This window comes from Bartonella sp. CB10SXKL, assembly GCF_042195515.1.
GTDB lineage: Bacteria > Pseudomonadota > Alphaproteobacteria > Rhizobiales > Rhizobiaceae > Bartonella.
In genome coordinates this window covers 28,557-49,249 of the sequence record NZ_JBHION010000004.1, presented here as the reverse complement: position 1 = coordinate 49,249, position 20,693 = coordinate 28,557, and the positions used below count along the sequence as shown (strand labels likewise).

Sequence of the window (20,693 nt, the reverse complement as noted above, 5' to 3'; positions counted from 1 at the left end):
CGTGAATTGGCAATGTAAGCGTATTTTGTTTGAGACGCTCTGTTTTTCGTGAGGGAACTTACTCCATTAAAGAACATGATAAACAAAAGCATGAGGTAATATATAATCTCTTCATAAGATATTACCGTGGATACTTTGGAAAATTGCAAAGCCGAATCAAAAGAAAATATTTTTTTACTTGTTAAGCTTTTTATTCCTCTCAAATCGATTGTACAGTTGTTTTGGAGATTACACAAACAGACTGATACAATAATCTACCTTCGTCTAGCAAAAGCTATTACAGTAAGAAAAGTACGCGCTTTATTAAGCAAGCAATATCATAAAACGACGAATAGACCAGCAATGGAGTAGAAAGGCCGTACTGAATTTATAATAATAGCACCCCACCACGCTTTTTGAAAAGGACAAAGCGCTTTAAGATGAAAATCTTACACTAAATCCGTAAGTTCTTACCTTTTTTACTAGAAAATTATATAGATAAAAAATCAATGCATTTTTTCTTAAAACAGTTGTAGCCAATTGACCTTTGTTTTTTTGTTTAGCTTATTTATAGAAGCAACTTGATCGAATGGAATCGGCTTATCAACCATGATAGGACCAATTTCTGGCAATTTAACTGCAACAGTTTTATTACGTTGTTCCTGTTCAACAGCAGCTGCTTTAGCTAGTTCCTTTTTGTTTCCTGTATTGCGCTGCTCTTTTAACAAAACAGTTTCTCTTTTTTTCGAAACATTTTCCGACGCTAATGAATATGGGGCAGCATTTCCAGGAGTATAAGAGGACATTAAATATGCACCATCATAATAGCCAACAGGTGCTTCAGCAATATATTCTACTTTAACATCTGCAACCCCCCTATCTACATACCCCAGTATTGTCGCAGCTTGCCTTGATAAATCAATGATTCTGTCTTTCATAAAAGGTCCGCGATCATTCACTCTAACAACGATTGAAGATCCATTTTTCAAATTAGTGACACGAGCATAGCTAGGTAAAGGCATTGTAGGATGAGCAGCAGTCAAAAGATTCATGTCATAAATTTCACCGTTGGCAGTTAAACGTCCATGAAAATCTGAACCATACCATGATGCTTCGCCAACACGTTTATAAGTTGGATCACTTTGAGGATAATACCACTTTCCTTTTATTTGATAAGGTTTACCAACAATCGCTCGTCCACGCTTTTTTTCTTCCGATTGATTCTTCTTATTGGAGACTTGTTGAGGTAGTACAGAAGTGTTTACGTTAATTGGTTTATTATGATAGGAATCTTTTATTGAAAAATTCATAGTTTGGCTTGCGCAACAAGATACCAGTGACTGAGAAATGACGATCATAGAAAACAATTGAAGTGTTGGTTTAATCATAAAAGTAAATTTCTTTTTTCTATTTGAAGGCATCTATTCAGTCCACTTATTTCTGTTAAGTACTACTGTAAAAACCACGTCACGCTTTTTGTACGCAACGGAAGAATTTACGTTTTTAAATGATTCCCCTCGCGCATATACCACTCTTGAATTGGCCCCTTCTATCAAGAAATTAACGTATTGTTAACCTTTTTATGATCTTCATAAGAAATAAATGTACTATAGTAGATGTTAAAAAGAGTAAAAATTAAATAAATCAACATCTTATAGAAAAGTCATTTCATAATATAAAGTGTGAATAAGTGGTGATTTTAGCAACTTGTTTTGCGAATCATGTAATGCAGTGGGTATTAAAAAATCAACCTATAGATTGAGAAAATTAGAAACCACATGTGCTGCCAACGCAGGTACAATCCTATCGTAATCTTAAAGCTCTTTTTTGTTGGACAGGAGACAGCATAGCATCGCTCTATTTCAAAACAGCTGATAGAAAATGACAGGTTATAGAATCAACAAAAAACTTCAAAAAGAATAAAAACAAGAAAGATTCTTAAATTTTTTATAGCCTATTGATATTAATTTAAATTTGGTGAGCGCGCAGGGATTCGAACCCTGGACCTACTGATTAAAAGTCAGTTGCTCTACCAGCTGAGCTACGCGCTCTCATACAAGCTATCTAGTTTGCACACTATCTAATTTGTAGAAAGTGAAGGGAACATACGGTTGACTTTCCATTTGGTCAACACCTTTTGGAGAAAAATATTATTATTTTCTTCAATTATCAATAATTTTTCGTTTTCACCCCTTTACTTCATCATTGTATAAGTACTCTTTAATCTTATTTTTGAAGTTTCAATAAAGGAAAAATTTCACTGCAAAATATTGCATAGATTCGAAGCGTTAAAATTATGAGAAATTACCCCCTTCCCCTCACATGGGTTGTTGAGCATAATGGGTAGAGAAGAAAAAATACCTTTTATTATAATATTATTTTTTATATCTTTATATCTTAGTGTTCAATTTTCAAATATAAATACAGATTTATAAGATAATATATTGATTTATAATAATTTATCATTTTTATCACTTGAGTGATAAGTCTCAAATACTGTAAGCTTATCTCATTTCAAATCTTTTTTATATTGAAACAATAAAAAGCATTTTCTTGACCAATATAAGTGAGAGAATAAAACTATAAAAAAGAAATGAAAATACCTTTTATGCCTCCTTTCAATAATCAAAATTTATCGTAACATTAGGGTTCATGAAAATAGTATATAGCAGTTGACACGTTAGACCTGAAAATGGAACAATGAGCAACAATGGCATTTTGAGAGTATAATTTTATTTATGCATAATGAATATATAACGAAAGCCAGTTTATCCTATAGAATAAAGTAGATATGAAGCAAAAATTTAGTCTCATTGAAAATATCTCGAATGACTATAAATTGTGTTCACTATTAGAGCTGTAGATAATTTTACTAAGAATAAAAAAGCAGAAATAATATGCAGTATGTAAAATGATTTTAAATACCCATAGAGAGTTCTAAATATATAGAATACCTTCTATTTAACTTTTTTATATCAGAAATTACAAAACATGTAGATATATTTTTAGAAGAAAAGGATAATACTGGTCATAAAATTTGGTGTTAGATAATTCAGTCAGAACTATAAAGTATTTTATACATTATTTAATATTAATGTAGCTATATAGTATATAAATAATAATTTAAATATATCTATAAATAAACATATTGCTTTATTAACATATAAGATCAAAAACAAAGAAAATAATTTTGATTTGGCGATAAAAATTGTAAAAATGTTATATATACATGTATTTTTACTTTACTAATTTTTATTATTTTGATTGGAATATTGAATGCTAACATGTAAACAGTATGAGCTACTCTTGTTTATTCATAACCATATAAAAGAAACTGGTGTTCCTCCTTCTTTTGAAGAAATGAAAAATGCATTAGAACTTTCTTCAAAGTCTGGTATTCATAAGCTCATTATAGCCTTAGAACAAAGAGGTTTTATACGTCGTTTGCCCAATCGTGCTCGTGCTGTGGAGGTAATTCGACTTCCTGAGAAAATAACATTTAACCTTTCTTTAGCACGTAAAATTTCTCCCAGTATAATAGAAAGAAATAAAAGGGAAATATCAAAAAGCTTGAGTCCCTTTGATGAAGAAGAAAAAAAAAATATCACCATTCCTATTATGGGACGTATTTCTGCAAGCGTACCCGCCTCTGCTATACTGCAGCAAATAAACAGCCTTTCTCTTCCACTCGATATGGTTAATACAGGTGAGCACTACGCATTAGAAGTTAAAGATGATTCTATGATGGAGGCTGGTATCTTTGATAAAGATACGATCATTGTGAAACGTCAAAATACAGCAATAACAGGTGAAATTATTGTTGCGTTTATTGATAAAAAAGAAGCAACATTAAAACGTTATCGACGCAAAGGAGCTTCTATTGCATTAGAAGCTGCAAATCCTCATTATGAAGTACGGACATACGAATCCGAGCGTGTAGAAATACAAGGCAAACTTACCGGACTTATTCGCAAATATTAAAAAATAAACCTTATAGTACGCGATATATATCGCAATAAGAAGCTGTTGAGTATTTTTTTATTGTGCCACACGCAATTGACTTCTTCTCCACAGCCAAAGGATGCCCCCAATTCGGTTTATAAACAATCCAGATCCTTATCGAGCGGATTTCACTTTCCCTTCCCTCCATGTTCTTCACTTATGCAAGGCTTGGCAAGTAAGCTTTAAAATATTCACCACGTACTTTGAAAAGAACTTGAATGCTTTTAAGAAAGCAGCCTTATATCCTCGTCCTCAATGATGGAATTTTACGATATAATAAGACAAAATTGTATGCATGCATAAAAACACATAAAATTTTGTAGAAAAAAATCAAATAACTTTGTAACAGACTGTATTGCATAGGTATAAAAATAAAGAACATTATTTTTAAGTTAATAAAAACGTAACTGAATCATTCATAGTAATTGTAGGATCATCATGGTAGCACCTCGTATTAGTTTTGTCTCCCTCGGATGCCCAAAAGCACTCGTAGATTCTGAGCGAATTATTACACGCCTTCGCTCCGAAGGGTATGAGATTTCACGTCAACATCAAGGAGCTGATGTCGTTATTGTGAATACCTGTGGTTTTCTTGACTCGGCAAGGAAAGAATCATTAGCCAATATTGATGAAGCTCTTAAAAAAAATGGAAAAGTTATTGTAACAGGGTGTCTTGGTGCTGATCCTGATGCTATTCGCCAAACATATCCTAATGTATTGGCTATTACAAAACCGCAAGCTTATGAAAGCGTTATAGAAGCTGTTCATACAGCAATTCCTCCAATTCATGATCCTTTTCTTGATTTAGTTCCTCCCCAAGGTATTCGTTTAACACCTCGCCATTACGCCTACTTAAAGATTTCTGAAGGATGCTCTAACCAGTGTAGTTTTTGTATCATCCCTACTCTGCGTGGTGATCTCACTTCACGTCCCATCAGCGATGTTCTTCGTGAAGCTGAAAAACTCGTGCAAGCGGGTGTAAAAGAACTTTTGGTTATTTCACAAGATACGAGTGCTTATGGTGTTGATCTTAAATATCTCGAAAATTCTTGGAAAGATCGTACAATCAAAACGAAATTCTTTGATCTTTGTCGCGAACTAGGCGATATGGGTATTTGGGTACGTATGCATTACGTTTATCCTTATCCCCATGTTGATGAAGTTATCGAACTTATGGCTGCAAAAAAAATTCTTCCTTATCTGGATATTCCTTTTCAGCATGCATCACCGGCTGTTTTGCGTCACATGAAGCGTCCCGCACTTATGGAAAAAACAAACCGTAGAATTGAAAAATGGCGGAAAATCTGTCCAGATCTTACTTTGCGATCAACATTTATTGTTGGTTTTCCTGGTGAAACGAATGAAGATTTTAATATACTTCTAGAATGGCTAGAAGAAGCAAAAATTGAACGCGCTGGGTGCTTTAAATATGAAGAAGTAAAAGGAGCTGCCGCAAATGATTTGGGATTAGAAAATATTCCTGAAGAGGTGAAAGAAAACCGCTGGCATCGTTTTATGGCAAAACAACAACAAATTTCTACATATCTTTTAAAGAAAAAAATTGGAAAAAGACTCCAAGTTCTTATTGATGAAAGTCAAGGAAAAGTTGCCAAAGGACGGAGTCAGTACGATGCTCCAGAAATAGATGGTGTTGTCCATATATCATCACGACGCCCACTGCGTGTTGGTGAATTTGTCACCGTTAAAATCGAACAATCGGATGCCTATGACCTTTATGGTATAGCCGTTTAAAAATTTAACTCCTTCTCTGTCCTCAATGATGAAGATTTCTATCAGCATTGGTTTATAAAAGGTCGGCTACTCACAATCGAACTTGATCACTTATGTAACTCACTTCATGAGAATTTACGAGCAATTCTTGCCCTGAGTGTTGCTATACACTCCCAAAATATCAAGCAGTTATATATTCTCTTAATTTAATACCTTAAATGACGGTGATGGCGGCGCAACAGAATAAAATAAAATCCACAAGGTTCACTATTTTTAATTAACAAAAGAGCAAATCAACAATCGTACTATTTTCCTATTTTTGATATTGCGACAGTCATTGGTTAGTGAAAGAAAAATTTTTTCAAGAGAGTTTGATGCACACGAGAATTTCCTTTGTGATATGCAGGCAGATGTTTTTTATAGATGCAATATAAGAGAATTTGAAACAAAACAATCTGACGTATCTAAATTAAAAAACAATAAATTATCATTATAAATAAGTATCTTATCTTAAACTCTTTGAACTTATTTTTTTAAATATCTAATTATTATTAACACGTTTTAAAATCAAAGAATTTCTTATCAAGCAAATGACTTGGGCGTACATTTGTTAAAGCGCGAATCATCGTATCTTTACGTCCTGGCATTTGTCTTTCTATATTTTTCAGCATTTCTTTCATGGCATTACGTTGCAAACCATCTTGACTACCGCAAAGATTACAAGGAATAATCGGAAATTGCATTGCTTGAGAAAATTTTTCCATATCTTCCTCAGCAGCATAAACAAGAGGACGTAACACAAAAAGATCTCCTTCATCATTTTTAAGCTTTCCAGGCATGGCAGCTAATCGGCCACCGTGAAACAAATTCATAAAAAATGTTTCTAAAACATCATCACGATGATGACCTAAAACTAATGCAGAACATCCCTCTTCACGTGCAATACGATAGAGATTACCACGTCGTAATCGAGAACAAAGTGAACAATATGTCTGCGACTCTGCCAATTTATCTGTAACAATGGAATAAGTATCCTGATATTCAATACGATATGGAATTTTATAAGAACTTAAAAAGTCTGGAAGAATATGCTTAGGGAATCCTGGTTGCCCTTGATCAAGATTACAGGCAAGAATTTCAACGGATAAAAGACCTCGCCACTTTAAGTCTAAAAGAAGCGCTAATAAACCATAAGAGTCTTTTCCACCCGATAAAGCAACAAGCCATTTTTCTCCTGTAGAGAGCATAGAAAAATCATCCAAAGCTTGTCGCATATGACGTAAAAGTCGTTTGCGTAATTTATTAAATTCTACGCTTGAAGGAGCAACACGAAACATTGGATGACAATTATCTGCTTCGCTTATTAAAGGATCATCTCTCCCTTCGTTTTCTTCTATTACTTGATATTCAACTGGAACATCATTCATAATACCATATCCTGCACAATAAACAGCTCGTTTTGCAAAGATAAAAACAAATATTAAAGCAAGCTTACATTTATGTTTTTTGAATTTATAAATTAGATACACAAAAAAGAAATGGAACTATATAAGTCTATGACTATAAAACATAGCAATAAACTTAATATAGAACCATTCACAAAAAATACTTACTAACTTCAAAGATTGTAAAAATAACACAATATTTTGAAGTTATCATAATAGAAGAGAGAAACAATTTCTCTTACAGAAAAATTATCGAGAATAAAATTCAACAACCAAATTAGGTTCCATTTGCACAGCATAAGGAACATCTGCAAAAGCAGGAATACGTGTAAAGGTTGCTTTCATCTGTTTATGATCTGCTTCAATATAATCAGGGACATCACGTTCTGCCAATTGCACTGATTCTAAAACTAAAATAAGTTGTTTCGATTTTTCCCGAACCTCAATAACATCACCTGGTTTACAACGATAAGATTGAATGTTTGTGCGCCGCCCATTGACATTAACATGACCGTGATTGATAAATTGGCGAGAAGCAAAAATCGTAGGTACGAATTTTGCACGATAAACAACAGCATCCAAACGTGATTCTAACAGACCGATAAGATTTTCGCCAGTATCGCCCCGTCGACGAGCAGCCTCTTCATAGGTTTTATGAAATTGTTTTTCTGAAATATCTCCATAAAACCCTTTCAATTTCTGTTTAGCGCGCAACTGCACCCCATAGTCAGAAAGTTTTCCTTTACGACGCTGTCCATGCTGACCTGGACCATAATCACGACGATTGACAGGAGATTTTGGACGCCCCCAAATATTTTCTCCCATACGACGGTCAATTTTATACTTTGTTGTTTCGCGTTTACTCATCGCATTTCCTTATAAAATAAAACACGAGATCTTAAGATCCCAAGGAAACGCGCCCTCCTCTGCCTTTAAATACTAAAGACTGACAGAATACCTTAACATATCAATATGCAAAGTTATCCACGGGACACGTCAATTAATGCTATTTTCTTGAAAAAATAGCCAGATCATCATTATTGGTCTCGTAACCCAAAGTCAACTCCTTTCATGAGTTTTAAGCCAAATCCTTTAAACAAATTCTCCGTTAAAGAAGTGATATTTTTAGATGTCAACAACGCAAAATCTTGATATTTCTTTATATATTGATGGTGTATTTTTCCCGACAATGGTAATAAAGATCTGATATGTTTGGCGATCGCTTTCGCCGGATCAATCCACTCAACGGACCATAAAGCATGTTCACGAAAGAAATTAATCAAAAAAGGATAATGTGTGCAGGCTAAAACAATAACATCCGTATATTGTCCATTTTTTTCCACAAAACATGGCAGGATTTCTTTTCTTAACTCTTCTGAATCGATAGATTTTCCCCGTAAATAATCTTCAGCAAGTCCAGCCAGCTTTTTACTTCCCACAAGCTGAACATGACACTGTCCAGCAAAAGAGTTAATTAATTCATTTGTATAAGCACGTTTAACTGTTCCTGGAGTCGCTAATACGGAAATAAAACCAGATTTTGTTTGTTCTGCAGCTGATTTAATTGCAGGAACCGTTCCTACAAAAGGGACATGAGGAAAATTCTGTCGTAAATCTGCTATCATCAGTGTAGAAACAGTGTTGCAAGCAATCACACATAAAGCTGGATTGTAGCGTGTTAAAAGATTTGTAAAAATCTTCAAAATACGCTCTTTCAAAATATTTTCTTTCCAATTTCCATAAGGAAATCCTGCATCATCAGCAACATAGATAAATTGCATTTCAGGAATAAGAATACGCGCTTCCCTAAACACTGTTAAACCACCAATACCGCTATCAAAAAAAAGAACAGGTCGTTCATCCATTAGTTTTCACACTTATTTTTAATTTTTTTACGATCACGTTCTTCAGGTGCTCTACTCCCCCGTGGATATTGTGGCGAAAAATGATCCAAAGAAGATATAATGCCTCGCAATAAACGAACCTCAGGTTCACTAAAGTTAGCGCGCGTAAAAACAGAGCGCAAATTTGCAAGCATTACTTCTTTGCGTTCTGGGGGTCTAAAATACCCACGGATATTCAAAGCCTCTTCTAACTGAGATAAAAAACCATGAAATATTGTTTTATTTGCAGGTTCCATCTCTGCGGCACGAAATGCCGTATCGCTGACATTCTCTAAACCAGTTTTCATCCATTCGTAAGACATTAAAAGAACCGCTTGCGCAATATTAAGTGACGCAAAAGCAGGATTAACTGGAAAAGTAATAATTTCATCAACAAGGCTGATTTCATCATTTTCTAGTCCCCATCTCTCTCTTCCAAAGACAATACCTGTCTTATGTCCGATACTTTCACGCTGACGTAATACGCTTGCTGCTTCGACAGCACTTTTTACAGTTTTAAATCCACATCTTTCACGTGCTGTTGTGGCAAAAACATAGTGTAAATCTGCAATTGAATCACGCAATGTGTTAAAAATCACAGCATTGTTAATGACATGATCAGCTTTACTTGCAGCAGCTCTAGCTTTTTCATTTGGAAACATTTCTCGAGGTTTGACTAATCGAAGCTTAGAAAGCCCAAAATTCGCCATTGCCCTTGCGACCATACCAATGTTTTCAGGAAGCTGCGGTTCAACTAAAATAATAATGGGACCATTTGTTAAATTTTCACGATTCTTATTCGTTCCTGCCATCAATCTTACCTAGTTTCACTTAAACTATCTCCCTCTCCACTATTTTTTACGAAACCTTTTTCACAATACTCTAATGCTGTTTAATAATAAATTATAGACAATGTTATCTTTTCATTCAAAGATAATAGTTTCTAAACCTAATAATAAATTTTAAAAGCCATTAAAGTGAACGATATCGTAGCGTTTTTTACATCAATTTTATCTACTTTTAATAGGAAACAGCCCCTGCAAATCATAATCTCAGTTGAATTATGAAATCATAAATCCTAAAAAGGGATATGCACTTTATTCCCAAACTTTTTCCTGCAAAGCTTATCCGTCGTTATAAACGTTTCCTTGCAGATGTTCAACAAGATGATCAGCATGTCCTCACCGTGTCTGTACCTAATACAGGATCAATGCTTGGATTAACAGCTTTCAACTCCAATATTTGGCTTTCTTATCATAACGACATCAAACGAAAATATGCCTATCAATTAGAAATTATTGAAGCCGATAATACTTTGGTTGGCATTAATACTTCTTTACCCAATAAGCTTGCGTTAGAGGCAATTCAAAACGGATTACTACCAGAATTAAGTGGATATAAAACAATTTTAAAAGAACAACGCTATGGGACACAATCACGAATTGACTTTCTTTTACAAGATGACATTCTTCCTGATTGTTACCTAGAAGTCAAAAATGTTCATTTTATTCGTCAGAAAGGATTAGCAGAATTTCCTGATAGCGAAACAAAACGTGGTGCACGTCACCTTGATGAGCTCATAGGAGTTGTACAACAAGGAAAACGAGCTGCTATGCTTTATATTATTCAACGAGAAGATTGCACAGCTTTTACAATTTGTCATGATCTTGATCCACTCTATGGACGTAAGTTTGATTTAGCATTAAAATCAGGGGTAGAATGTTATGCTGTAAAGTGTCATGTAAGTGTAGAAGGCATTTTTCCGATTCAGAGAGTAAAAATAGAAAATAGAAGAAACAATGACTGAGTATATCGAATATAATAAAATCCCTTTAAAATTTAATGGAAAAATCCGCATTTTCGATGATTATGCTTTTGCTAAAATGCGTGAAGTTGGTCGTATTGCTGCAGAATGCCTTGATGCGCTTACGGATATTATTAAGCCGGGCGTTACTACGCAAGAAATTGATGATTTTGTATTCGTTTTTGGTGCTAAGCGAGGAGCACTTCCTGCTGATCTAAATTATCATGGATACAGCCATTCATGCTGTACATCTATCAATCACGTTGTCTGCCATGGCATTCCCAATAAAAGACCTTTGCAAGAAGGTGATATTGTAAATGTTGATGTAACCTTTATCCTTGATGGTTGGCATGGGGATTCAAGCCGAATGTATCCTGTTGGAAAAATTAGGCGTGCAGCAGAACGCTTGCTAAAAATAACCTATGAAAGTCTTATGAAAGGAATCGCTGTCGTTAAGCCTGGAGCAACGACAGGTGATATCGGGGCAGCCATTCAACAGTATGCAGAATCTGAACGCTGTTCAATTGTGAGAGACTTTTGCGGACATGGTATCGGCCAGCTTTTTCATGATGCTCCTAATATCCTCCATTATGGAGCCCCTGGAGAAGGAGTCGAATTAAAACAAGGTATGATGTTTACAATTGAGCCTATGATTAACCTTGGTAAACCACAAGTTAAGATTTTATCTGACGGTTGGACTGCTGTTACCCGTGACCGTTCTCTGACAGCACAATATGAACATACAATTGGTGTGACAAATGAAGGATATGAAATATTTACGCAATCTCCTAAAAATATTTTTTATATTCCAAATTCGCATACCTAACGCAACGTAGAGATGTTATGGCTAAAAAATTAAATCAAAAGGAAGGTACTCAAAGTAATCACTTTGCATTAACATCGAGTTCTCCACTCACCCCAGTATCAGAAAGAAAAAGTGAAGAGCCTCAGAAAAACGCACAGCTTCATAAACATTATCAAGGACATCGTGAACGTCTTCGGAAGCGCTATTTAAAGTCAAAAGGAAATGCAATTGAAGATTATGAGTATCTTGAATTATTGCTTTTTCGCACAATACCCCGTGCAAACACAAAACCCATAGCTAAAAATTTGATAGCGCGTTTTGGTTCATTAGCTGATGTGTTGGGAGCGGACATTCACCGACTTCAAGAAATTCCAGGATGTGGTCCCGCCACTGCAATTGATTTAAAAATTATTTCAGATGTTGCTGGACGTCTTGCTCGTGCGCAATTGTTTAAACGCGATATTTTTTCATCATGGGATAAAGTTTTAGCTTATTGTAAAGCTGTTATGGCTCACGAAACACGTGAACAATTTCGTATTTTGTTTCTTGATAAGAAAAACGGCTTGCTTGCTGATGAGGTGCAACAAACTGGAACCATTGATCATACCCCTGTTTATCCTCGTGAAGTTATTTCTCGCGCTTTAGAGTTATCCGCCTCAGGACTTATCTTAGTCCACAATCACCCTTCTGGCGATTCCACCCCCTCTGATGCAGATATAACAATGACATATAGATTAAAAGATGCAGCAAATGCATTAGGCATTATTATCCATGACCATCTTATTATTGCACGAAATAACCATACGAGCTTTAAAGCGTTAAAACTTATATAAATCTTATGGGTTAAAAAGACTTCATTCAACTATGAATAACAAATCAATTTTCTAAATCAATATCTAATATAGCCATTGAAAAATTATAGGAGAGCTCTTCTTCATCATCATCTCGATAGATAATGCCTAAAAACTCATCTCCCATATAAACCTCACAAGAATCACTCTTTTTAGGCCGTGCTCTGACTTGCAATGCTGAGTTTTGGAATATATTTTTAAAATAATGATCAAGTTTTTTTATTTCATCAGCATTCACTATGCTCTCCTGTTTTTTGAAACGATTAAAATAATTGCGTGTCGCGCAAATAAGACACTCTTATGATTCTGTAAAGTCAGTAAAAAAGCATAATCTGAATATTTACTTAATGTTACATATATTTACAACGTTCTTTATAAATTCATAAAGAACGTTTACAAAAAGAGTCTATCATTATTAAATATACCCGTATAGATTAAAAAATGGCAAAAAAACTGTATATTTTTAATAATTTTACTTTATCTCCAATTTTAGCATCTGTATTTAGAATGCATATTTGTAAGAATAAATTGATCAATAATTTATAATTTTGTTCCTTTTATAAAAAATGTAAATAACAATATTTTTTTATTTAAAACTACATTTTTTAGCAAAAAATATTTATTACATCATTCAAAAATAATTCTTTTTAATAACTTTTAAAGTATAATTATCTAATCTTAGAAGAGTTACATCTCTGAAAAATATACAAAATAAGCTAATAAGAGTTTATTTTTCTTTTCATTCTTTATAAAAACTTATGTCACAAAAGAAAGATTTTTAAATAAGCTTTTTTAATTTATACGAGATAAAAATATTGGGTATTTCTGTAAATTCTAAAAGCTATGAAGAATTCTTATTTTATAGGATAACGAGAAAGAAAATCGATAACACCTTTTTTATAAACTTTATCGCCTACAGCAAGCATATGATCTCGATCAGGAATTGATATAGCTTCACCACAAGGCAACAAGGCTGCCAATGGCTCTGCAGCACCGCCAATTTCATCTAATGAACCAACAGCAACAAGTGCTGGTTGTTTGATTTTGTAAACTTCAGACGCCGTTAACTCCTGTTTTGATGTAATGATACAAGCAGCAAGAGCACGTCTATCGCTTTTCGTTTGATCTGCAAATTTACGGAACATTAAACCGCGTGCATTGGTAATGGTGGAAATATCTTCTGCTAAAAGGGCCTCAGCAACAGGCTCCCAATTTCCTGCTCCCGTCACCATACCAATACCTAAACCACCAAAAATAACACTGTGTACATATGTTGGATGCAAAAGAGCCATAAAAGCACTAATACGAGCCCCCATAGAATATCCCATAACATGAGCTTTAGATAACTCTAAATGCTGTAGTAACTTTACAGCGTCGCCAGCCATAGCTTGAGGTGTATAAAAGACAGGATCATAACTTTTAACTGAATCTCCGTGACCGCGATTATCAAGAGCAATAACACGATATCCTGCTTCAGTGAGAATACGAAACCAACCCGTTGCATACCAATTCACCCGTGCAGAAGATCCAAAACCATGGATCAACAAAATAGGCGCGCCCTGCCCTTCTTCTCGATAAGCAAATCGCAAACCATTATATTCAAAAAAACGAATATCTTCAGCGGTCATTTTTTATTGCACTTTCCACAAAGTACAGGATGAATAACACGTTGCCCTTTTTGTATCTTTTTTTCAGAAACTTCACCAGCGTTAATCTCAAGTGCAAAAGCTGCAGGAACTTCTGATGAAATGGTCTTTGTTGAAAATGGAGAAGTATTTTCAACAATCGATACAATAACTCCCTCAGAGTTTAAAAAAATCATATCTAAAGGTAAAGGGGTATTTGCCATCCACATAAAAATTTTCTGCTCATCTCCCGATTGAGAACTTTTTAGCTGCTTAAAGAGCATTGCACGATCGCGTGGAAAATCAGTTCGATACATTAAACCAGCTGCTGCTTGAGATGGCGTAAAAGCAATCTCTGCCTTATAAAAAACCGGACCTTGCTTTGTATGTATTTCTAAAGGAATCGGATGCACAGGAATCTCTATGGGCTCCTTTGCTACAACAACACGCATATCTAGCATAAAAAGCATCACCAATAAAGCAATATGCCCCTTTTTAAAAGGCTTTAACATTCTTGTCTCCACCACAGAAAAATTTTAAATTTTGTTTATAAAATAAAAAGTACCAGAGCTTAAAAGTCAAAAAACAAGAGAATTGCTTCCTTGTTATTTTCTAGTTTCTTTCAACGTAATATGCACAATTTCCTTCATTTGGTTTATAGATTCACGAGAGCTATATTTTCTTTAAAAATCTACTTCTATAGCAATTTATGAAACAATCACCTTTAAAAATACAGGAAACATACTGATTTCACTCGTGAAATTTAATGCGTAGCTAAAGGAATGCCTATATCCGGATAAATCTCTGCTGTCATTAAACCTTTTTCTCCTTTACCAAAACGTACAAGAACAACTTGACCGGAACGAAGCTCTGCTAAACCAAAACGGCGCAATGTTTCCATATGAATAAAAATATCTTCCGTTCCTTGCCCACGGCTAAGAAAACCGTATCCTTTGTCACGATTAAACCATTTAACAATTGCTCGTTCTAGTCCACTTTCTGGAGTAACAACAACATGGGTACGGGCTGGAACTTCTGATGGATGAATTGCTGAAGAACAATCTATGGATTTCACCTGAACGCACTTTAATCCTCGTTCAGTTTTTTCCACAGCACAAATGACTTTAGCTCCCTCCAAAGCTGTTTGAAAACCATCCCTTCGCATTACTGTAACATGCAATAATATATCGGGGAAATGAGGTAAATCAGGTACAATAAATCCATACCCCTTACTACCATCAAACCACTTAATGACACCACTGATTTCGATAATCTCCCCACAAGCACCTATACTATCCTCAGATGGGGAACAATCCTTTAATGCATCCTTACTCGTCATAATAACGTGATCCTGTAGCTTATAAATTGTACGATATTGATTCTCTAGGTTTAAGTAAACATTGCTCTTGTATCAACACGCAAGCCCCAAGATAAGATTTCCCCACATTGTCGTATCTTCTATGTTAATGTCAGAGAATATCAACATGAATATTTATAAAACTATTTGATTGTACACTTTACATACCTTACAAGAAGTGCCCTACAAAAGAGGTCATATAAAAGTTTTTTTACATAATGATATTTTGATTAATGTGTAACTTGCATGATGAAGAAGTTCAATATAAGGTGAAAAAACGACAATTCAATTAAGGAAAATGCGCAATGCAATTGAAGAAAATCCTTACGATAATCGCAGCATTTATGGCATTTACAGCAAATGTTTATGCGAGTGAACCTATTAAGATTGGTGTTTATCTTCCATTAAGTGGTCAAAATGCATTTGGAGGTCAGCTTGAAATTAGAGGTATAGAATTAGCCCATAAAAAAGTTCCAGAAATTTTAGGACGTAAAGTAGAACTTGTTATTATTGATAATAAGTCTGATAAAGTAGAAGCGGCTAATGCTGTTATGCGTTTAACAGCAAGTGAAAAAGTGAGTGGAATCATTGGTAGCTATGGTTCTTCGCTCTCGTTAGCAGGTGGTGAAATATCTGAAAAGGCAAAGACTCCAACCATTGCAACGTCCTCAACAAGTCCCCTTGTTACACAGGGTAAAAAATATTACTTTCGTGCTTGCTTTATTGATTCCTATCAAGGAGTAGGAATCGCAACTTATGTAAGCCAAACTTTACACGCAAAAAAGGCTGCTATCCTTAAAGATATTTCAAGCGATTATGCTATTGGTCTTGCAAGTTATTTTACGCGTGCTTTCAAAAAATTAGGTGGTGAAGTTATCTCAAATTTAAATTATAATTCTGGAGATCAGGACTTTTCAGCTGTTCTCACGCAAATTATCGCCCAGAAACCTGATATCTTATTCATTCCATCTTACTTTTCTGAAGGTGCTATCATCATGAAACAAGCACGAGAATTAGGGGCTAAGTTTCAAATTATGGGTGGAGATGCTATGGATAATCCAGAAACCATTACGATTGCAGGAAAAGCTGCAGAAGGTTTCTTACATACGACACTTCCCTATAGTGAGGATATGCCAAATATGTCAGTAGCTGCGCAAGAATTCACAAAAGAATGGAAAAAAGCTTACCCTGACAAAGAACCAAATATCAATTCTGTTTTGGGATACACGAGTTATATGATGTTCATGAAGGCTATTGAAAATGCTGGTAGCACTGATCGTGAAAAAATTACTATCGCACTTAGCCAATTAAAAGATTTTCCTACCCCCTTTGGGGATATGTCAATGGATGAAAATCATAATCCTAAAATTCCTATTGGTATCATTAAAATACAGGATGGAAAACGTGTTTATTTAGAAGAAGTTAAACCTGCTTTTTAATTAAAAAGTTGTACTTATTAAAATGCAAGAATTGGTTGAGGATCTTTTTCTCAACCAAAAACTTAGAAATTTCTTATTGTCCTATGTAAATTAACAAATGTGGAAGGATGAGAGATGAGCACTGAAATGTTCATCCAGTACTTTTTTAATGCACTGGCATTGGGATCTCTTTATGGGCTTATTGCTATTGGCTACACCATGGTCTACGGTATACTGAGACTCATTAATTTTGCTCACGGTGATATCTTTATGCTGGGAGCATATTTTGTTTTCTTTTCCACAATTGGCTTTATGCCTGCTTGGGCAGCTTTTCTTCTTTTGTTCCTTGCTGCTCTTGTTTATTATTCGGTCTTTATAGGCTTTAAAAGGCGTCCTCCAATTTATTGGATTGCTACTTTTTTAATTCTTGCGCTAGGATTTGTTTATTATTTTAAAATTTCCCCACAAGATTTTACACCGATTTGGGTTTTAGCTCTTTGTTTTTCCATTTTTATTACAAGTGCTGTGGGTGTTGCTGTTGATCAATTTGCTTATAAACCTCTACGCCATGCTCCGCGCATTTCGGCACTTATCGGTGCAATCGGTGTTTCTTTTTTTATTGAAAATCTTGCTACTGTACTCTTTAGTGGTGTTCCGAAAGGTGTACAACAGCCAGATTTTCTTGTAACACCATTTTTATGGCATCTAGGATCAGGAGCAGATGGTATCATCAGAATTGCTCCCATGTCTTTGATCGTTCCCTTTGTGTCATTAATTCTTATTTTATTACTATTATGGATTATCCATAAAACAAAACCGGGTCTTGCTATGCGCGCAATCTCCCATGATATTGAAACAACACGTTTGATGGGTGTGTCTGTCAATAAAGTTATTGCGTTTACATTTGGAATAGGCTCAGCTCTTGCCGCTATAGCAGGCATTATGTGGTCTTTACGTTATCCTCAAATTCAGCCTTATATGGGTGTTCTTCCTGGTCTCAAAGCATTTATCGCTGCTGTTATCGGAGGTATTGGTTCGATACCAGGTGCAATGTTGGGAGGATTGTTATTAGGGTTTATTGAAATTATGATTATCGCATTTTTTCCCGCGCTATCTGGATATCGAGATGCCTTCGCTTTCATTTTATTGATTCTGATTTTATTGATATTGCCCACAGGATTAATGGGTAAAAGAAGTCAGGAGAAAATCTAATGGCGAAGTCAGCGACAACTGTTTTATCGTGTATAAGTATTTTCGTTTTTATAGGTTTTTTATTTTATGCTGATAGCCATTTTAATGACTATACGCTTCGTATCATAAATCTGATTGCTATTAATGCGATATTGGCAATTTCGCTTAATTTGATTTACGGTTTCACAGGTATGTTTTCTCTTGGACATGCTGGATTTATGGCTATTGGTGCTTATGTTTGCGCAATTTTACTTCTTTCCCCTGAACAAAAAGAAATGATGTGGATTCTTGATCCTATTGCTGAACCATTATACCATTTACAGTTACCTTTTTTTATCGCTGTTGTTGTAAGTGGTTTGTGTGCTGCAGTTGTAGGTTTATTGATTGCTTTACCAATATTGCGTCTTGGTGGTGATTATCTTGGAATTGCAACATTAGGTTTTGCAGAAATTATTCGCATTGTCATTACGAACGCAACATCGCTCACAAATGGCTCTTTGGGAATCAAAGGAATACCTCAAAATGCAACATTATGGTGGAACTACGGTTGGCTAGCATTTACTGTTCTCTTTATTGTCCTCTTACTGCAAAGCAATACTGGTAACGTATTACGTGCTATCCGTGATGATGAAATAGCTGCGAAAACTATGGGAATTAACGCTTTTTTCTACCGTAGTTTTTCTTTTACTGTTGGAGCGTTTTTTGCAGGTATAGGTGGCGCATTAATGGCGGCTCTTATTTCAACCATTGATCCAAAAATGTTTAATTTTCTTTTGACTTTTAATATTTTGATGATTGTTGTTGCTGGTGGTCTCGGTTCAATTACAGGGAGCATTATTGGCAGCATTATTATTACAGTAATGCTTGAATGGCTTCGTATTATTGAAAGTCCATTTGACTTAGGTTTTATACATATTCCAGAAACCCCAGGACTTCGTATGGTTGTTTTTTCTCTTTTATTGCTGGTAATTATTTTGTTTTGGAGAAAAGGGTTAATGGGACAACGAGAATTCTCATGGAATGGAATTTATAGCTTTTTGACACGCAAAAAGCTTTCTAATACTGAGGGAAAGCTATGAACGACAACATCCTTTCACTCAATAATATTGTAATGCGTTTTGGCGGATTAGTTGCTGTAAATAATGTTAATATGGCAATTAAACGAGGAAGTATTACTGGGTTAATTGGTCCCAATGGTGCTGGAAAAACAACAGTTTTCAATATGATTTCTGGATTTTATGCTCCTACAAGCGGCATCATTCTTTTTGATGAGAAAAAAATTTCTGGAGCGTCTCCTTATATTATCTGTAGAAGCCATATTGCCAGAACATTTCAAAATATTCGTCTTTTTTCAGGGTTAACGGTTTTGCAGAATGTTATGGTAGGAGCGCATGTTCGACAAAAATATCCTTGGTTTTCTTCAGCTCTATTTTTTTCAAAAGCAATGAAAGAAAAGAAGGAAGTTTATAAAAATTCCTTGGAGCTCCTTGAACAGCTACAACTTGATCACCTTGCCAATCAATCGGCAACAGCTTTACCTTATGGTGTGCAACGACGTCTAGAAATTGCACGCGCGTTAGCCACAAAGCCCAAATTGCTTCTTCTTGATGAACCTGTTGCTGGCATGAACCCACAAGAAAGTGAAGATCTTAGAAAATTCATCGCAAAAGTGCAAAAAGACTTTGATCTTACAATTCTTCTTATTGAGCACGATATGAAAGTGGTTATGGGGCTTTGCCAACATATTTTGGTTATGGAATATGGCTGTTGCATTGCCAATGGTACACCAGATGAAATTCGTAATAACCCTAAAGTTATTGAAGCTTATCTTGGCGGAGATGTTTATGGATATTCTTAAAATAAAAAATCTTTACGTTCATTATGGCGCCATTAAAGCTGTCCAAAATCTTTCTATGTCCATAAAGCGGGGCAGTATTGTCACTTTAATTGGAGCCAATGGTGCAGGAAAAAGCAGTATTGTACGTTCTATTACAGGACTTAATCGCTCTGTTTATGGAGAAATTACCTATAATGGCAAATCTATTATTAAAAAATCACCAGAAGAGATTTTGCGATTAGGGATTGCTCTAAGTCCTGAAGGACGACGTATCATGCCCCATCTCACTGTTTTAGAGAATCTTCATTTAGGTGCTTATATTCGTCACGATAAGCAGGGAATTTCCCGTGATATTGAATGGATATTTGACCTTTTTCCGCGCCTACGTGAAAGAGCAAAACAGTTGGGAGGAACAATGTCAGGTGGTGAACAACAGATGGTTGCTGTGGGCCGTGCACTCATGAGCAATCCTGATATGGTCATATTAGATGAACCCTCGTTGGGGTTAGCGCCACTTCTCGTTCGAGAAATTTTTTCTATTATTCGAAAAATTAATGATATGGGAAAAACTGTTCTTCTTATTGAACAAAATGCATTTGCTGCACTTTCCATAGCTGACTATGCTTATATTTTAGAGGTAGGACATATTTTATTTCACGGTGAAGGAAAAACTATGCTCTCTGATTCGCGTGTTAAAGAAGCCTATCTTGGTGGATAAAAACTACGAATTAAGGAAATAGAGCTCATTCCCTCCACCTTTAAAAA

The 20,693-nt window shown here is 35.1% G+C and carries 18 protein-coding genes, 1 tRNA gene and 2 pseudogenes; 11 read left to right on the top strand and 10 right to left on the bottom strand.

What is annotated here, in order from left to right:
- Positions 1–500 precede the first annotated feature (500 nt).
- Complete coding sequence (locus tag ACFIK3_RS03455) at positions 501–1,400, bottom strand: septal ring lytic transglycosylase RlpA family protein (RefSeq protein WP_273791043.1); 900 nt, start codon at positions 1,398–1,400, stop codon at positions 501–503.
- Between the two features lie 277 nt (positions 1,401–1,677).
- On the opposite strand from ACFIK3_RS03455, the pseudogene ACFIK3_RS03450 reads away from it, so the two are divergent.
- Positions 1,678–1,864: pseudogene (locus tag ACFIK3_RS03450) on the top strand (hypothetical protein); the annotation flags it as partial.
- Positions 1,865–1,954: 90 nt separating this feature from the next.
- On the opposite strand, the gene ACFIK3_RS03445 reads toward ACFIK3_RS03450, so the two are convergent.
- A tRNA-Lys gene (locus tag ACFIK3_RS03445) sits at positions 1,955–2,030 on the bottom strand.
- 1,225 nt (positions 2,031–3,255) lie between these two features.
- On the opposite strand from ACFIK3_RS03445, the gene lexA reads away from it, so the two are divergent.
- Positions 3,256–3,960 carry a transcriptional repressor LexA gene (gene lexA / locus ACFIK3_RS03440; protein WP_273791042.1) on the top strand — a complete coding sequence of 235 codons (705 nt, stop codon included), beginning with the start codon at positions 3,256–3,258 and terminating at the stop codon, positions 3,958–3,960.
- 459 nt (positions 3,961–4,419) lie between these two features.
- Positions 4,420–5,733, top strand: a complete 1,314-nt coding sequence (gene rimO, locus ACFIK3_RS03435; protein WP_273791041.1) for a 30S ribosomal protein S12 methylthiotransferase RimO — start codon at positions 4,420–4,422, stop codon at positions 5,731–5,733.
- Between the two features lie 530 nt (positions 5,734–6,263).
- Here the strand turns inward: rimO and ttcA are convergent.
- From ttcA to ACFIK3_RS03415, 4 genes and pseudogenes are all read right to left on the bottom strand, one after another.
- The gene (gene ttcA / locus ACFIK3_RS03430; protein ID WP_273791040.1) at positions 6,264–7,139 is read right to left on the bottom strand and encodes a tRNA 2-thiocytidine(32) synthetase TtcA; all 876 of its coding nucleotides are present in this window, start codon (positions 7,137–7,139) and stop codon (positions 6,264–6,266) included.
- Between the two features lie 267 nt (positions 7,140–7,406).
- Positions 7,407–8,024 carry a 30S ribosomal protein S4 gene (gene rpsD, locus ACFIK3_RS03425; RefSeq protein ID WP_375663492.1) on the bottom strand — a complete coding sequence of 206 codons (618 nt, stop codon included), beginning with the start codon at positions 8,022–8,024 and terminating at the stop codon, positions 7,407–7,409.
- A 170-nt stretch (positions 8,025–8,194) separates the two neighbouring features.
- Entirely contained in the window at positions 8,195–9,022 is an 828-nt protein-coding gene (murI, locus tag ACFIK3_RS03420) for a glutamate racemase (RefSeq protein WP_375664666.1), read from the bottom strand.
- Positions 9,015–9,852: pseudogene (locus tag ACFIK3_RS03415) on the bottom strand (RNA methyltransferase). Before ACFIK3_RS03415 ends, murI begins: the two are co-directional and overlap by 8 nt.
- 278 nt (positions 9,853–10,130) lie before the next feature.
- Here ACFIK3_RS03415 and sfsA point away from each other — a divergent pair.
- From sfsA to radC, 3 genes are read left to right on the top strand one after another with little or no spacing between them, the layout of a single operon-like run.
- Positions 10,131–10,847 (top strand): DNA/RNA nuclease SfsA, encoded by a 717-nt coding sequence (gene sfsA / locus ACFIK3_RS03410; protein ID WP_273791037.1) that lies wholly within the window; start codon positions 10,131–10,133, stop codon positions 10,845–10,847.
- Positions 10,840–11,670 carry a type I methionyl aminopeptidase gene (gene map / locus ACFIK3_RS03405; RefSeq protein WP_375638409.1) on the top strand — a complete coding sequence of 277 codons (831 nt, stop codon included), beginning with the start codon at positions 10,840–10,842 and terminating at the stop codon, positions 11,668–11,670. The genes sfsA and map overlap by 8 nt, the downstream gene beginning before the upstream one ends.
- A gap of 17 nt (positions 11,671–11,687) precedes the next feature.
- On the top strand, positions 11,688–12,482 hold the full coding sequence (gene radC / locus ACFIK3_RS03400; protein WP_273791035.1) for a DNA repair protein RadC: 795 nt from the start codon (positions 11,688–11,690) through the stop codon (positions 12,480–12,482).
- Positions 12,483–12,525: 43 nt separating this feature from the next.
- Here the strand turns inward: radC and ACFIK3_RS03395 are convergent, their stop codons facing one another.
- The 4 genes from ACFIK3_RS03395 to ACFIK3_RS03380 all read right to left on the bottom strand — a co-directional run bounded on the left by ACFIK3_RS03395 (position 12,526) and on the right by ACFIK3_RS03380 (position 15,464).
- Complete coding sequence (locus ACFIK3_RS03395; protein WP_375631125.1) at positions 12,526–12,738, bottom strand: DUF3126 family protein; 213 nt, start codon at positions 12,736–12,738, stop codon at positions 12,526–12,528.
- A gap of 616 nt (positions 12,739–13,354) precedes the next feature.
- Positions 13,355–14,128 (bottom strand): alpha/beta fold hydrolase, encoded by a 774-nt coding sequence (locus ACFIK3_RS03390; RefSeq protein ID WP_273791033.1) that lies wholly within the window; start codon positions 14,126–14,128, stop codon positions 13,355–13,357.
- Positions 14,125–14,637, bottom strand: a complete 513-nt coding sequence (locus tag ACFIK3_RS03385; protein ID WP_375676257.1) for a DUF192 domain-containing protein — start codon at positions 14,635–14,637, stop codon at positions 14,125–14,127. The genes ACFIK3_RS03390 and ACFIK3_RS03385 overlap by 4 nt, the downstream gene beginning before the upstream one ends.
- Positions 14,638–14,888: 251 nt before the next feature.
- Positions 14,889–15,464 (bottom strand): cold-shock protein, encoded by a 576-nt coding sequence (locus ACFIK3_RS03380; protein ID WP_273791031.1) that lies wholly within the window; start codon positions 15,462–15,464, stop codon positions 14,889–14,891.
- A gap of 323 nt (positions 15,465–15,787) precedes the next feature.
- Here ACFIK3_RS03380 and ACFIK3_RS03375 point away from each other — a divergent pair, with 323 nt between their 5' ends.
- The 5 genes from ACFIK3_RS03375 to ACFIK3_RS03355 all read left to right on the top strand — a co-directional run bounded on the left by ACFIK3_RS03375 (position 15,788) and on the right by ACFIK3_RS03355 (position 20,646).
- On the top strand, positions 15,788–16,921 hold the full coding sequence (locus ACFIK3_RS03375) for an ABC transporter substrate-binding protein (RefSeq protein WP_273791030.1): 1,134 nt from the start codon (positions 15,788–15,790) through the stop codon (positions 16,919–16,921).
- A 114-nt stretch (positions 16,922–17,035) separates the two neighbouring features.
- Positions 17,036–18,112 (top strand): branched-chain amino acid ABC transporter permease, encoded by a 1,077-nt coding sequence (locus ACFIK3_RS03370; RefSeq protein WP_273791029.1) that lies wholly within the window; start codon positions 17,036–17,038, stop codon positions 18,110–18,112.
- Positions 18,112–19,170: a branched-chain amino acid ABC transporter permease gene (locus tag ACFIK3_RS03365; RefSeq protein ID WP_273791028.1), complete on the top strand. Its 1,059-nt coding sequence runs from the start codon at positions 18,112–18,114 to the stop codon at positions 19,168–19,170. Before ACFIK3_RS03370 ends, ACFIK3_RS03365 begins: the two co-directional genes overlap by 1 nt.
- Positions 19,167–19,949, top strand: coding sequence for an ABC transporter ATP-binding protein (locus tag ACFIK3_RS03360; RefSeq protein WP_273791027.1), 783 nt, complete (start codon positions 19,167–19,169; stop codon positions 19,947–19,949). The genes ACFIK3_RS03365 and ACFIK3_RS03360 overlap by 4 nt, the downstream gene beginning before the upstream one ends.
- A complete protein-coding gene (locus ACFIK3_RS03355; RefSeq protein ID WP_273791026.1) occupies positions 19,936–20,646 on the top strand; it encodes an ABC transporter ATP-binding protein in 711 nt (236 codons plus the stop codon). Before ACFIK3_RS03360 ends, ACFIK3_RS03355 begins: the two co-directional genes overlap by 14 nt.
- The last annotated feature ends 47 nt before the right edge of the window (positions 20,647–20,693 follow it).

Bases quoted from the DNA above. Each gene is read 5' to 3' on its own strand.
- ACFIK3_RS03455 (WP_273791043.1), bottom strand. From the start codon at position 1,400: ATGCCTTCAAATAGAAAAAAGAAATTTACTTTTATGATTAAACCAACA.
- lexA (WP_273791042.1), top strand. From the start codon at position 3,256: ATGCTAACATGTAAACAGTATGAGCTACTCTTGTTTATTCATAACCAT.
- rimO (WP_273791041.1), top strand. From the start codon at position 4,420: ATGGTAGCACCTCGTATTAGTTTTGTCTCCCTCGGATGCCCAAAAGCA.
- ttcA (WP_273791040.1), bottom strand. From the start codon at position 7,139: ATGAATGATGTTCCAGTTGAATATCAAGTAATAGAAGAAAACGAAGGG.
- rpsD (WP_375663492.1), bottom strand. From the start codon at position 8,024: ATGAGTAAACGCGAAACAACAAAGTATAAAATTGACCGTCGTATGGGA.
- murI (WP_375664666.1), bottom strand. From the start codon at position 9,022: ATGGATGAACGACCTGTTCTTTTTTTTGATAGCGGTATTGGTGGTTTA.
- sfsA (WP_273791037.1), top strand. From the start codon at position 10,131: ATGCACTTTATTCCCAAACTTTTTCCTGCAAAGCTTATCCGTCGTTAT.
- map (WP_375638409.1), top strand. From the start codon at position 10,840: ATGACTGAGTATATCGAATATAATAAAATCCCTTTAAAATTTAATGGA.
- radC (WP_273791035.1), top strand. From the start codon at position 11,688: ATGGCTAAAAAATTAAATCAAAAGGAAGGTACTCAAAGTAATCACTTT.
- ACFIK3_RS03390 (WP_273791033.1), bottom strand. From the start codon at position 14,128: ATGACCGCTGAAGATATTCGTTTTTTTGAATATAATGGTTTGCGATTT.
- ACFIK3_RS03385 (WP_375676257.1), bottom strand. From the start codon at position 14,637: ATGTTAAAGCCTTTTAAAAAGGGGCATATTGCTTTATTGGTGATGCTT.
- ACFIK3_RS03380 (WP_273791031.1), bottom strand. From the start codon at position 15,464: ATGACGAGTAAGGATGCATTAAAGGATTGTTCCCCATCTGAGGATAGT.
- ACFIK3_RS03375 (WP_273791030.1), top strand. From the start codon at position 15,788: ATGCAATTGAAGAAAATCCTTACGATAATCGCAGCATTTATGGCATTT.
- ACFIK3_RS03370 (WP_273791029.1), top strand. From the start codon at position 17,036: ATGAGCACTGAAATGTTCATCCAGTACTTTTTTAATGCACTGGCATTG.
- ACFIK3_RS03365 (WP_273791028.1), top strand. From the start codon at position 18,112: ATGGCGAAGTCAGCGACAACTGTTTTATCGTGTATAAGTATTTTCGTT.
- ACFIK3_RS03360 (WP_273791027.1), top strand. From the start codon at position 19,167: ATGAACGACAACATCCTTTCACTCAATAATATTGTAATGCGTTTTGGC.
- ACFIK3_RS03355 (WP_273791026.1), top strand. From the start codon at position 19,936: ATGGATATTCTTAAAATAAAAAATCTTTACGTTCATTATGGCGCCATT.